The sequence below is a fragment of the Rhizobium sp. BK418 genome, from assembly GCF_004341105.1.
In the GTDB taxonomy this organism is placed as follows: domain Bacteria; phylum Pseudomonadota; class Alphaproteobacteria; order Rhizobiales; family Rhizobiaceae; genus Rhizobium.
The window spans coordinates 174,309-186,738 of sequence record NZ_SLZK01000004.1 but is presented as its reverse complement, the minus strand read 5'-3'; the positions used below and the strand labels follow the sequence as shown (position 1 = coordinate 186,738).

Genomic DNA, 12,430 nt, shown 5'->3' with positions numbered 1-12,430 from the left:
TTGTTCTAATTGACCTCAGAATTCCATGCAACCGGTTGCATGTCAAGCGATTGAGTGGCAGTGTCGGTGCGTTGATTGATGCGGCTCCAAATTTCGTGGTAAGCGGAGCCGAGGGGCAAGGGTTTCCGGTGACCATGATTAAACGTGCCAAGGGCGTTACCATCAGTCAGGTCGCAGATGCGGCAGGCGTCGCAAGATCCAGCGTTTCGCGCGCCTTTACGAGACCAGAGATGCTGCTGCCGGAGACCGTCGAACGGATTATGAAGGCCGCTGAGGCCCTGGGCTATGTGCCCAACCATACGGCCCGCGCGCTCAGCACGGGGCGCCACGGAAATATAGGCCTCATCGTGCCCGATATCGCCAATCCATTCTTCCCGCCGCTCATTCAGGCCGCCCAGCTCGAAGCGGATCGGTCCGAATTCTGCATCTTCCTCGGCAATACCGGCGAAAGCCCGAAGCAGGAAGACAAGCTGGTGGGGCGCTTTGCCGGCCAGGTCGAGGGTCTGGTGCTGGCGTCTTCGCGACTTTCGGAAGAGCGCATCCGCGCCCATGCTGCGCAGCTGCCGCTCGTGCTGATCAATCGCGATATCGAGGGCATTCCCCGCGTTCTCATCGACAGTGGCCCAGGTGTGCGCGAGGCTGTCGACCATCTGGCAAGGCTCGGTCACCGCAAGATCGCCTATGTCAGCGGACCGGCAAATTCCTGGTCGAACAATCAGCGGCGCAATGCGATCCGCAGCGCCGCGGCACCGGCGGGCATCGAGGTCGAGATCGTGGCGGCAGCCCTGCCGAGCTACGAGTCCGGTCGCAATGTTGTCAAGGCGATCCTTTCGACCGGCGCAACGGCGGCTGTCGCCTTCGACGACGTGACGGCGCACGGCGTTCTGGCAGGGCTGTCCGAAAACAAGGTCTCGGTTCCGCGTGACTTCAGCCTCATCGGCTGCGACGACGTGCTGGGCGCCGTCACCTACCCGGCACTCACCTCGGTCTCGAACCGGTCCGTAGAGGCCGGCCGTGTCGCCGTGTCGCTGCTTCTCGATATGCTGCGGGCCCACGCCATGCGGGATGAGCGCTGCGTGCTTGAGACCAATCTCGTTGTTCGCAGCACGACGGCTGAGGTCGATTGACGTGCCTCGGTCCGGCCTCCGGCAGTCTATGCTCGCTCACGTCTCTCGGCCATTGTGCCGGTCAGCGGGAGCTCCCGACCTCCGTCATCATTTGCGACGAGCAATGAATTCACGAAGAAGAGGAAGAAAGAAGGCCTTGCTGGCACCGGCGCCTGTCGAGAAATAGCAGCCAAGCGATCCCAATGAGACCAGAGAGGGCACTGACCACCGCGGTGCCGGAATAGCTGGTGATGGCTGTGCCAACCGCAAAGAGAAGAGCGCTCAGTCCGGCGCTGAGAAAGATATTGACGGAAATGAGAGCGCTGCCGAGACCGGGCCGCTCGGCGATCAAATCCTGCAGATAGGTGATTGGAATGGAGATCAGCGACGCCGCGCCGATACCGCTGATTACCGTGAGTGCATAGACATGCCACGGCTCGTGGGCAAGCGACAGAAGCAGCAAATAGACGGCATAGATCACCGCGCCGGCGGCAAGCGCTGCGAGTTGGCTGATGCGGCGCAACAGACGCGACCAGACAATGATGAAGACGACCTCGAGCAGAGCGACGATTCCGACTAAAATACCGATATCGGCGACGGTGCCGCGTGCAGCGCCGGTTACGACGAGCGGGAAGACGGCGTCGTTGACATGCAATGTGCTGCTGATCAGCGCAACGGCCGCGACCCGGCTAAAAATTTTCGGTGAGATCACCTGGCCAAGTGCGGCGAGATAGGAAAGATGGTGTGTAGCTGCGCGAAGCGTACCGCTTTGTCGGGGCAATAGGAAGCCGACGAGCCCCACACAGACGAGACAGGAAATTGCGGCGAAGAGATAGGCCGGCAGCATCGTCGCAGAAGAGGAAAGCAGAACGCCAGTAAGTCCAGGAACCAGGACCCAGGAAAGCGAGATCATTGCCCGCACGCCGGAATTGACGGTCGCCACGTCGGCTGGTGCCATTCCATGCGTTGCAGCTCGGACATTGGCAAAGAGCAACGAGTTCAGGCAACCATAAACCGGCAGCACCAGAAGCGCGCTGAGGACAAATATGACCTGCGTCGGAAAGAAGAAGACCGCGCCATAACCGATAACACCGAAGGCCGCCGCGACAAGCATCATCGTGCGGTACTCACCGAGCCGGTCGGCAAGATTGCCGAGCAGAATGCTGACGATCACGTTGACCGCCGCTGCGGCGAAGATCAGTGCGGCATAAAGCTCATTCGAGAGGCCGAGCTCGCGGATGCCGACCACCGATCGATAGGGGGTCGTCGTCGCTCCAGCAAATCCGAAGGTGAAGATGGCGATCATGCTCACCCGGATTGCAGGATTACGGAATACGTTGGGAATGTAGCTGTTCATTATCGTCGCCAGCCGGCTTTAAGGCGATCCTGGTGCGGACGTGGAACGAGCGTTCCCGCACAAGGATCGTCAAGATCAATCTCGGTCGCGCCTGAGGGTGGGAAGGCGCGCGTGCGGCGTGTAGCCGAAATCCTGATTCAATGGAAACGCAAAGCGGCGGTACCGGACGCTCAGCCGATATTCGATGCCTCGACCGACCAAACCCTTTGTAAGGACCGGCGGTCATTTACCGACGTCCATCTTCGTCATTGCCGGCTCAAAGCCTCGGGCTAAGCGGCACGATCGCTGCAAAACGCTCCCAATTCTTCGACGCCTTCGGCGTCCACGCAGCTTCAGCAATTGCCGGAAGGCGCGGGAAGACGAGGCGGTTGAAATAGCCGCGCGAGAGGAAGTGCTCCGACCAGATGCAGGCTTGAACGCCTTTGAGCTTGTGCTTCAACGTGTCAGGAAACTCGCCGGCTGCTTCATAGCCATAGGTGTGGGCCGGCGGTACCGTACCGGCCCAGCTCGCGCCCGGTTCCTGGAAGGCCTCTGCCTGGACCATGTCGAGATAATAGGCCTGGCCCGGCGTCATGACGACGTCATAGCCCTGTTCGGCAAGCTCGATGCCGACCTGCGGATTTTCCCAGGCCATCAAGAGGCTGTCCTTCGCAGCGACCCCGCCGCCATGAGCGACCTCGTTCCAACCCGCGAGCTTGCGACCGCGCTTGTCGAGCATCGTCTTGATCTGTTTCAGGAAGTAGGACTGCAGGCCGAACGTGCCGGAAATCCCTTCTTCCGCCATCAGCTTCCTGGCAAGCGGCGAAGCGAGCCAGGAGCCGTCCGCCACCTCGTCGCCGCCGATATGGATGTAGGATGAAGGGAACAGCTCGACCATCTCGTCGAAAACCTTTTCCAGGAATTCGTAGGTCAGCGGCACGGCGGGATTGAGCGCATTGTTGGGATAACCCTGGACCGAATGGTAGCTTTCCGGTGCCTCCTGTCCATCGGTCAGATCGGGCAAGGCAACCAGCGTCGCCGCATTGTGGCCGGGAATGTCGATCTCCGGAACCACCTCGACGTTGAGGGAACTCGCATGCGCGACGATGTCCCTGACATCGTCCTGCGAATAGAAGCCGCCGACCGGCTCGGCACCATTGCCGAGTTGTGGCAGCAGCGGCTCGTTCGGACCTCGCAACACGCCTGTTGTCGTCAGTTGCGGATAGGCCTTGATCTCCAGCCGCCAGGCCTCGTCATCTGTCAGATGCCAGTGGAAGATGTTGAGCTTGAACCAGGCAAGAATGTCGATCAGCCGCTTGACGTCATCAACCGGATAAAACTGCCTGGAAACGTCGAGATGGCAGCCGCGCCAGCTATAGCGCGGATGATCGGAAATCGTACCCGAAACAGGGAAACGGAATTTGCCATTGGTGACGCGCGCACCGTTCAGCATCTGCGCGAGCGAGGTCAATCCGTATTGGCGCCCGGCGGAGCCGGAATAGGAAAGTGTCACGTGATCGGCCGCGAACGTGAGCCGGTAGGCTTCGGCGTCTAGCGAGGCGTCCCAGTTGAAAATGAGAGCGCAGCCTTGTGGCGAGGCCACCAGATTGAAAACCGAATGGTCGCTTTCGAAAAGGCGGCGCGTCAGGGCAATGCATGTCGATATCGCCGACAATTCGTCTGCGCTGGCGCCTTGCGGATAAAGGATGACCGGAAAACTATCGCCCGGCTTCGCATCGATCTCGGCAGGCCACGGCTGCAAGGCAAAGGGCAGGTCGAGCCGGCCTTCAGGCAGGAGCGAAGGCGGAGGCTCGCTCACTCGGCCTTCGAGAAGCAGATCGGAAACGGCGACCGGCACATGCTTTCCGGATGACAGCGTCAGATAGGCGGACTTGGCGCCGTCCGTGCAATGGCGCGCCGGGCGATGCAGGCCAGCGACCGTAAAGGTCCAGCTTTCACCGGGGGCGAGGACCAACCCGGCCGGCGGCTCGAATTCGTGAAAATTGGCATTGCGTCTCAGAAACGTGGCGTTGCCGCATGCCGTGGCATCGATGACGCGAGTGAGGGAGGTGTAGACGAGCTTGAAACCGGAGAGTGCCTCACCGGATAAATTGAAAAGCGTGAAAGTAAACGCACCATGCGGTCCGCCACCAGGGTTCCAGCTGCTTTCCAGGCGATAGTCGGCCGGCTTCATATCTCGCTCCTCTTGTTGTCTGTTTCGATTTCAATAGTGCTCGGACTGGGAAAAAGTACGGGCAAGCTCGGCCTGGCCGGCCATCAGGCCGCAGTCTACCGGCAGGCAGACGCCGGTGATCGCTGCAGCCTGCGGCCCAGCCAGGAAGGCGACGGCATTGGCGACGTCCTTCGGATCGACGACACGCTGCAGTGGATACCAACGGCGGGCATCCTCGAAGACATTGGGATTGGCGGCAGCACGGACCTCCCATGCCTGTGTCTTCACCGTTCCGGGAGCAACGGCGTTCGCGCGGATGGAGAATTTTCCGTATTCGACGGCGACCAGCCGGGTGAAGTGCAAAAGTCCGGCCTTGGCCGCGCTGTAGGCCGGATGGCCGAACACGTTCATGCCGTTGACCGAGGCAATATTGACCATCGAGCCCCGCGACGCCTTCAGCTGGTCTTCGACGGCGCGAAAACAGAGAAATGCCGCTTCGAGGTTGAGCGCATTGTCGGCACGCCAGATTTCCGGCGTCGTATCATGCAGGCTGACGGCGCGGGCAGCACCAGCATTGTTGACGAGCGTGCGCAGACTGCCGAGCCCGGCGGCGCGCGCGGCAAGAGCCGCAACGCTTGTCTCGCTGGTCACGTCGCATTCGACGACGACGAAGCGGTCGGCCGGTCCGAGTGCGCCGGCAACGGCTGCCGCAGCGTCGGGATCGATGTCTGCGAGCACGATAACATCATGATCGTCGGCGAGCCGGCGAGCGATTGCGGCCCCGATATCGCCTGCTGCTCCGGTCACGATGGCCACTGATCGCGTCATTGCTGCTTCCTTCTGTTGATCAATCGCCGAGCAGTTGCTTATCGTCATCGCCGTCGCGGTGGGTGATCAGCTGTCGCTTGATGCGCCTCAGCGTGACCGTCGCCTTCGGCTGGACGGCGTAGGCGACAAGGCTCGCCAGGATATCGACGGTCGCGATATAGGCGATGCGCGTCGATGTCGGGCGGTAGATGTTCGTGCCTTCGGGAATATCGATCGGCACGACGATCTCGGCGGCCTTGGCGACGGCGCTGCCAGTCTGGGTCAGCGCAATGGTTTTGACCTTGGCTTCGCGTGCCAGCGCAAAGGCTCGAACGAGCTCGGCATTGCGACCGGAAAAAGACGAGCCGATGATGACGTCGCCGGACCTTGCCGCTGCTGCCATCATCAACTGCATGCCGTGGTCGGAGCTCGCCGTGATGCGCAGGCCAAGCCGAAAGAGCCTGTTTTGCAGTTCATCGGCGATCATCGAGGAATTGCCGCCCGAACCGAAGGCATAGATCATCTCCGCCTTGGCGATCTGCGCGACAGCGGCTTCGATAGCGGCGAAATCCAGCGAGCGATGCACCAGAAAAAGGGCGTTCTGCGCCTTGGTGATGATGTCCTGGGCGACATCGGCCGGATCGCTGCTCTTTGATTCCGGCTTCAGGTAACGGACGCCGACATGGGCGGTGCGGGCGAGCTGCACCTTGAAATCGGAGAAGCTCTCGCATCCAAGGCGGCGGCAGAACCGTGTCACCGTCGGTGGCGAGACCTCCGCGCGTTCGGCAAGCTCAATGATCGAGGCATTCACGGCGAATTCGAAATCGTTGACGACAATGTCGGCGATACGGCTCTCGGAGGCGGAGAGCCGGGCCCTGTCTTCCTGCAATGTGGAAAAGATGTCCAAGCCGCTCCTCCAGCCGATCCGTCAGTCAACTCTTCTTCTTGTAGGCAACGCAGTCGATCTCAACCTTGCAATCCACCATCATCGACGATTGGACGCAGGCGCGGGCCGGCGGATGCGCGCCGAAATAGTCCTGATAGATCTTGTTGAAGGTCCAGAAATCGCGCGGATCGTCCAGCCATACGCCGACGCGCACCACATCCTCGACCCCGTATCCGGCTTCCTCGAGAATGGCGAGCACATTGGCGATCGTCTTATGCGTCTGGGCAACGATATTGCCATCGATGATCTCGCCGTTTTCCATGGCCACCTGGCCGGAAACATAGAGCCAGCCATCGGCCTCCACGGCGCGCGCGAAAGGCAAAGGCTTCCCGCCGGCGCCGGTCTGAACAGTGCCATACCGCTTGATGGACATTCCTGATCCCTGCAAATTATTTTCTTGATAAGTTGACAAGGGACCATAGAAAGCGGATTTTGACCAGTGAAAAACGCTGTTTATGAAAAGAATTTAAATCGGGGACGGAATATGCGTGATCCTTTCGAAAATCCTTTCCCACTCTCCGATACCGCGCGGCACGCGATCTGGGAGATGCTGGTGCCCCGCGACATCGATGCCTTTCTGACCGCGGACTGGTCGATGGTTCAAGATGATTTCATCGAGGAAGGCTTCATCGGCATCGATGGCCGCAAAGAGGTCAGCCCTGACAAATGGCGCCTCGCATTTCCGACGCTTTCGGCCTATCGCGACGAGTGGCTGAGGCAGGCAAGGGACTTTGCGACGCAGAGCTTTGCCGAGGATACCCGCACGGCGATCTTCACCACAACGACGCTCGAGGACATCGAGATCGAGGGCGACATGGCGCTTGTCCGCAAGAAGTTCGATGGGGGCCTGACGAAGAGTGATGGCACTCGCGATATCATGCAGTGGCAGACGCTCTATTATTGCAGGCTCCACGAGGGACGGTGGAAGATTTGCGGATTTACCGGCTACCTGCCGAACCCGATGGGTTGAGGCGGCGGCGCGAAACAAGGCTAACCCACTTGCGCATTTTCACGGCGGCACTCGCGACTGAAACCAACACGTTTTCCCCGATCTGCGTGGATCGCCGCGCTTTCGAAGCGTCTCTCTATGCGCCGCCCGGCCAGCATCCGGAAACGCCGACCCTCTGCACTGCGCCGATTACGGTTGGCCGCCGCGTCACCGCTGAAAAAGGCTGGGAGCTGATCGAGGGCACAGCAGCCTGGGCGGACCCCGCCGGCCTCGTCAACCGCCAGGCCTATGAAGGGCTGCGAGACGAAATCCTCGACCAGCTCCGCGCTGCAATGCCCGTTGACGCAGTGGTGATGGGCCTGCATGGCGCGATGGTGGCTGCAGGATATGAAGATACGGAAGGCGACCTCCTGACCCGCATGCGCGATATCGTCGGGCCGGACGTGTTGATCTGCGCCGAACTCGACCCTCATAGTCATCTCACCGCCAAGCGCCTCGAAGCATTGAATTTCGCCGTCTATTTTAAGGAGTTCCCGCATACTGATTTCGTCGATCGCGCCGAGGATCTCTGGCGCATTGCCGTCGACGCGCTTGAGGGCCGGGTCAAGCCGGTGAATTCGGTGTTCGACTGCCGCATGATCGATGTCTTCCCCACCTCACGCGATCCAATGCGCTCCTTCGTCGACAAGATCATGCGGATCGAGAAGGAAGACCCGGAGATCCTGTCGATCTCGGTGGTCCACGGCTTCATGGTCGGCGATGTGCCCGAGATGGGCACCAAGCTGCTTGTCGTCACCGACGACAATCCAAAAAAGGGCGCGGCGCTGGCGCGCGAACTCGGCATGGAGCTGTTTTCCAAACGCGGCACCTTCATGGTGCCGCAGATCGACGAGAAGGAAGCCGTGTCGCGGGCGATGGCCGCCAAAAGCTGGCCGGTCGTCATTGCCGATGTTTGGGACAATCCGGGCGGTGGAACTGCCGGCGATGCCACTGTCCTTCTCGAAGAGCTTCTGGCCCGCGGTGTCAAGAGTGCCGCGATCGGCACGATCTGGGATCCGATCGCCGTTCAAATCTGTTTTGCCGCAGGCGAAGGCGCTGAAATTCCGCTGCGCTTCGGCGCAAAGTCGGCACCGGGGACCGGTAACCCCGTCGACGGCACGGTAAAGGTCGTCAGACTGGTGAAGAATGCCGAGATGCAGTTCGGCGAGAGCCTGGCACCTTTCGGTGATGCGGCCCATATCGTTTTGAACGGCATAGACGTCATTCTCAATTCGACGCGGGCGCAGAGCTTCGATCCGAGTCTGTTCTCTGTGATGGGCATCGATCCGACCAAGCAGAAGATCCTGGTGATCAAATCGACCAACCATTTCTTCGCATCCTTTTCGAAGATCGCTGCTGAAATCCTGTACTGTTCGGCAGGAACACCCTATCCCAACAACCCGGCGACGACCCATTATCGCCGGGCGCCGAAGACCATCTGGCCGATTGTGGCCGATCCCCATGGAACCGCACGCGGAGCTGCCTGACATGCATGACAACCGCTTTGCCGTCGTCGCCAAGGCTGGAGACAGGGTCGCAGATCTTTCCACACCCCGTCCGATCATCGACGAGAACAAGCTGGCCGCCAACATTTTTCGGGTCCAGTCCTACATGAACGAGCACGGGCTGAATTTCCGCCCGCATATCAAGACCCATAAGATACCCGCACTTGCCGCGGCCCAGGTTGCGGCCGGCGCCAAGGGCATCAACTGTCAGAAAGTGACGGAAGCCGAGGTCTTTGCCGAAGCCGGTTTCGACGACATCTTGATCACCTTCAACATTGTCGGAACTGCAAAGCTTGAACGGCTCGCTGCCCTGAACGACCGCATTTCGGCTCTCAAGGTCGTCGCCGACAGCGACGTGACGGTCGATGGGCTGGCGGCACATTTTTCCGGCCGCAAACCGCTCACCGTCCTCGTCGAATGCGATACCGGCGGTGCACGCTGCGGCGTCCAGACGCCGGAGCAAGCTGTCGCACTGGCACGGCGTATCGCTGCTGCCGATGGACTGGTATTCGGCGGCATTCTCACTTATCCGAAGCCGCAGGCGGCTGACGCCGTCGAAGCTTTCATCCAGGAGACATTGAAGCAGTTGGCGGCAGTGGGCGTCGGCTGCCCGATCGTCAGCAATGGCGGCACGCCGAGCCTGTTTCAGGCGCATCTGGTCAAATCGGCGACGGAGCATCGCGCCGGGACCTATATCTACAATGACCGACAGATGATCCGGATGGGGCATTGCACGCAGGACGACTGCGCAATGCACGTCCTGGCAAGCGTTGTGTCGCGGCCGAATGCGGATCGCGCCGTCATTGACGCGGGCTCGAAGGCGCTGACCTCCGACCTGCAGGGATTTACGGATTTCGGCCTCGTCGTCGGCTATCCTGAGGCGAGAATAGCCTCACTCTCCGAAGAGCACGGCGTCATCGACCTTTCGGCCTGCACCGCCGCGCGGCCCGAGATCGGCGAAAAGCTCTTCATCATCCCGAACCATACATGTGTGGTTTCGAACCTGTTCGACACGATGGTCTTCCATCGCAACGGCGTCGTTACGCGCGTCGAGGACGTCGCCGCGCGCGGGCTTGTCTGGTAACCGATCCCGGGGATGGAACGGCTGTTCACGCCGTGACAGGAGCCAGAAGGCTCATGTCGATATCGGTGAGCTCGACGCGGCGTTCGAGGGCGCGCCCCTCCTCGTCGAAGAGATGGCAATCAACAGCGTTAATACCGACGGCAACCGGCGCGTCCGCACGGATGCCGACACTGCCGGGAAGCATGGCGCAGAAATTCTCCGTCTCGCTGCCGAGTGCCGCATAGGCCACGGTGTTTGCGCCAAGCCGTTCGATAACACTCGGCGTAACCGTCAGCGAAATGTCGCCGCCGCCGAGCTGGATATGCTCCGGCCGGATACCGAGCGTCATCACCTTGCCGACCATGCCGTCGCGGGGCTTCACCGGCAGGGTTGCCGTCTGACCGCGATAGTCGATGGTCGCGCCCGCCTCGCTTGCGGATGTGCAGGTCACGGGAAGGAAATTCATCCTCGGATTGCCGATAAAGCCGGCGACGAACTGGTTGGCGGGCTTGTGGTAGAGCTCGAGCGGTGCGCCGGTCTGGGAAATATTGCCGGCATCCAAGACCACGATGCGGTCGGCCATCGTCATGGCTTCCACCTGGTCGTGCGTCACATAAATCATCGTCGCCCTCAGCTGCCGGTGCAATTTCGCAAGTTCGATGCGCATATCGGCGCGAAGCGCGGCATCGAGGTTGGACAGCGGCTCGTCAAACAGGAAGATCTTCGGCTCGCGAACGATGGCGCGACCGATCGCGACGCGCTGGCGCTGTCCGCCAGAGAGCATGCCGGGCCTCTGCTGCAGGCGCGTGTCGAGATGCAGGATGCGTGCGGCATTCTCGACTTTGGCTTTGAGCTTTTCCTCCTCCATCTTCTCGACGCGCAGCGGAAAGGCGATGTTTTCGAAAACCGTCATATGCGGATAGAGCGCGTATGACTGGAAGACCATGGCGATGCCGCGCTTGACCGGCGGCAGGTCGTTGACCCTGACGCCATCGATGATGATGTCGCCTCTGCTTGTCGCGTCGAGACCTGCGATCATGCGCAGGAGCGTAGACTTGCCGCATCCAGAAGGCCCGACGAAGACGACGAATTCGCCGTTCTTGACGTCAAGCTCTACGCCTTTGAGAACTTCGTAGTCGCCATAGAATTTTTGAACCTTATTGAGCTGAAGCTGTCCCAAAAATCTGTCTCCGGTCCCGGCCTGAATGCGCAAGAGTTTGGTCGGTGAGGACCGCAGATCGTGAACCTGCGATCCTCAGGATCGATTTATTTGAAGGCTTCGATCTCGCCGGCAGCTTTCTTCAGCGCGGCTTCGGGCTCGGCCTTGCCGGTGACCACGGACTGGATCATCTCGATCATCGAGTTTTGAAAACCCTTGTAGTCGGTGAAGAGCGGCTCAGGACCACCATAGCTGATGCCCTCGATGAACGGCTTCCAGAAAGGATCCTTGGCGACGAATTCGTCGACCTTTTTGGACGGACGCAGCGGGGTGAGGCCTGCGCCCCCCTGCAGTTCGTATTCACCCTGGATGTCTGGCGAGGTGATGTACTTGGCGAATTCGATCGCCTTGTCCTCGACGCCCGAGCCCTTGAAGATCGCAAGGCTGTCAGTGATCAGCAGCGTGCCCGGACCCTTGGCATCCGGACCGAGCGGCAGTGTGGCGACGCCCCAGTTGATCTTCGTATCCTTCAGACGATAGGCAGCACCGGAGCCTGCCTGAATCATCGCAACCTTGCCATCAAGGAAAATGGCGCGGACCTCGTTTTGTTCATAGGCGGTCGGGCCTTCCTCGGCATAGGCCGAAATATCCTTGTATGCCTTCAACGCAGCAAGGATCTGCGGGCTGTCGAGCGTGATCTTGCCTTCAGCGTCGGTTACGGCGCCATTGTTGGTGTAAACCCAATGCATGAACTGGTGCATCGTGTTGTCGAAGGTCTTGGCAGAAAGACCGAAGCCCGGAGTGCCGGTCTTTTCCTTGATGGTCTTTGCCATCTGGATTTCTTCAGCCCAGGTCTTCGGCGGCGTCTCCGGGTCGAGGCCGGCCTGCTTGAAGAGATCCTTGTTCCAGTAAAGCGCCTTGGTGGAGAAGGCGATAGGAACGCCCCACTGGTTACCGTCGAAAGTGACCGTATCGACGATGTGCGGATAGTAGCCCTTCTTTTCGTCGTCCGTCATCGGAACGGGAACGATGAGGTCGTTCTGCGCGAATTCCTTCAGGGTGCGCGAGCCGACATAGGCCATGGCGACCGGCGTGCCGGCGGCAGCCAGCGTCGTCGCCTTGTCCTGGCACTGGGCCCAGCCGACGACTTCCGGCGCGATCTTCCAGCCGGCGTTCTTGGATTCCCATTCCTTGATGTATTTGGTGTGGATCGGGTCGATCGTGTCGCCGCAATAGATCCAGCTGATTTCCTTGTCGGCTGCCTGGGCCGTGACCGCAGTCAACGCTGTCGAACCAAGCAGGGCGAGCGCCATAAGGCCTGTCTTGATGGTAATGCTCACGTCGTTA

General features: G+C 60.3%; 11 protein-coding genes. 4 read left to right on the top strand and 7 right to left on the bottom strand.

The genetic code is table 11. From position 1 onward, the window contains the following. The first annotated feature begins 134 nt into the window (after positions 1 to 134). A complete protein-coding gene (locus EV281_RS17815; RefSeq protein WP_132655425.1) occupies positions 135 to 1,127 on the top strand; it encodes a LacI family DNA-binding transcriptional regulator in 993 nt (330 codons plus the stop codon). Between the two features lie 109 nt (positions 1,128 to 1,236). Here the strand turns inward: EV281_RS17815 and EV281_RS17810 are convergent, their stop codons facing one another. The 5 genes from EV281_RS17810 to EV281_RS17790 form a co-directional block, all read right to left on the bottom strand. After that, positions 1,237 to 2,463 carry an MFS transporter gene (locus EV281_RS17810; protein WP_132654677.1) on the bottom strand — a complete coding sequence of 409 codons (1,227 nt, stop codon included), beginning with the start codon at positions 2,461 to 2,463 and terminating at the stop codon, positions 1,237 to 1,239. 256 nt (positions 2,464 to 2,719) lie between these two features. Continuing rightward, positions 2,720 to 4,636, bottom strand: a complete 1,917-nt coding sequence (locus EV281_RS17805) for a beta-N-acetylhexosaminidase (protein WP_132654675.1) — start codon at positions 4,634 to 4,636, stop codon at positions 2,720 to 2,722. Between the two features lie 30 nt (positions 4,637 to 4,666). Next, positions 4,667 to 5,443 carry an SDR family oxidoreductase gene (locus EV281_RS17800; protein ID WP_132654673.1) on the bottom strand — a complete coding sequence of 259 codons (777 nt, stop codon included), beginning with the start codon at positions 5,441 to 5,443 and terminating at the stop codon, positions 4,667 to 4,669. 19 nt (positions 5,444 to 5,462) lie between these two features. Next, positions 5,463 to 6,329 (bottom strand): MurR/RpiR family transcriptional regulator, encoded by an 867-nt coding sequence (locus tag EV281_RS17795; protein WP_132654671.1) that lies wholly within the window; start codon positions 6,327 to 6,329, stop codon positions 5,463 to 5,465. 25 nt (positions 6,330 to 6,354) lie between these two features. Beyond that, positions 6,355 to 6,741, bottom strand: coding sequence for a RidA family protein (locus EV281_RS17790; RefSeq protein ID WP_132654669.1), 387 nt, complete (start codon positions 6,739 to 6,741; stop codon positions 6,355 to 6,357). 111 nt (positions 6,742 to 6,852) lie between these two features. Between EV281_RS17790 and EV281_RS17785 the strand changes: the two genes are divergently transcribed. From EV281_RS17785 to EV281_RS17775, 3 genes are read left to right on the top strand one after another with little or no spacing between them, the layout of a single operon-like run. Next, the gene (locus EV281_RS17785; RefSeq protein WP_132654667.1) at positions 6,853 to 7,338 is read left to right on the top strand and encodes a hypothetical protein; all 486 of its coding nucleotides are present in this window, start codon (positions 6,853 to 6,855) and stop codon (positions 7,336 to 7,338) included. A 29-nt stretch (positions 7,339 to 7,367) separates the two neighbouring features. Beyond that, positions 7,368 to 8,843 carry a M81 family metallopeptidase gene (locus EV281_RS17780; protein ID WP_132654665.1) on the top strand — a complete coding sequence of 492 codons (1,476 nt, stop codon included), beginning with the start codon at positions 7,368 to 7,370 and terminating at the stop codon, positions 8,841 to 8,843. A gap of 1 nt (position 8,844) precedes the next feature. Next, positions 8,845 to 9,945, top strand: a complete 1,101-nt coding sequence (locus EV281_RS17775) for a D-TA family PLP-dependent enzyme (protein WP_132654663.1) — start codon at positions 8,845 to 8,847, stop codon at positions 9,943 to 9,945. A 25-nt stretch (positions 9,946 to 9,970) separates the two neighbouring features. Here the strand turns inward: EV281_RS17775 and ugpC are convergent, their stop codons facing one another. Continuing rightward, positions 9,971 to 11,104: a sn-glycerol-3-phosphate ABC transporter ATP-binding protein UgpC gene (gene ugpC, locus EV281_RS17770; protein ID WP_132654661.1), complete on the bottom strand. Its 1,134-nt coding sequence runs from the start codon at positions 11,102 to 11,104 to the stop codon at positions 9,971 to 9,973. 86 nt (positions 11,105 to 11,190) lie between these two features. Further along, positions 11,191 to 12,396 carry an extracellular solute-binding protein gene (locus EV281_RS17765; RefSeq protein ID WP_132655423.1) on the bottom strand — a complete coding sequence of 402 codons (1,206 nt, stop codon included), beginning with the start codon at positions 12,394 to 12,396 and terminating at the stop codon, positions 11,191 to 11,193. Positions 12,397 to 12,430 lie beyond the last annotated feature (34 nt).

Excerpts from the sequence above, each read along its gene's own strand:
- EV281_RS17815 (WP_132655425.1), top strand. The coding sequence starts at position 135 with ATGATTAAACGTGCCAAGGGCGTTACCATCAGTCAGGTCGCAGATGCG.
- EV281_RS17810 (WP_132654677.1), bottom strand. The coding sequence starts at position 2,463 with ATGAACAGCTACATTCCCAACGTATTCCGTAATCCTGCAATCCGGGTG.
- EV281_RS17805 (WP_132654675.1), bottom strand. The coding sequence starts at position 4,636 with ATGAAGCCGGCCGACTATCGCCTGGAAAGCAGCTGGAACCCTGGTGGC.
- EV281_RS17800 (WP_132654673.1), bottom strand. The coding sequence starts at position 5,443 with ATGACGCGATCAGTGGCCATCGTGACCGGAGCAGCAGGCGATATCGGG.
- EV281_RS17790 (WP_132654669.1), bottom strand. The coding sequence starts at position 6,741 with ATGTCCATCAAGCGGTATGGCACTGTTCAGACCGGCGCCGGCGGGAAG.
- EV281_RS17785 (WP_132654667.1), top strand. The coding sequence starts at position 6,853 with ATGCGTGATCCTTTCGAAAATCCTTTCCCACTCTCCGATACCGCGCGG.
- EV281_RS17775 (WP_132654663.1), top strand. The coding sequence starts at position 8,845 with ATGCATGACAACCGCTTTGCCGTCGTCGCCAAGGCTGGAGACAGGGTC.
- EV281_RS17765 (WP_132655423.1), bottom strand. The coding sequence starts at position 12,396 with ATGGCGCTCGCCCTGCTTGGTTCGACAGCGTTGACTGCGGTCACGGCC.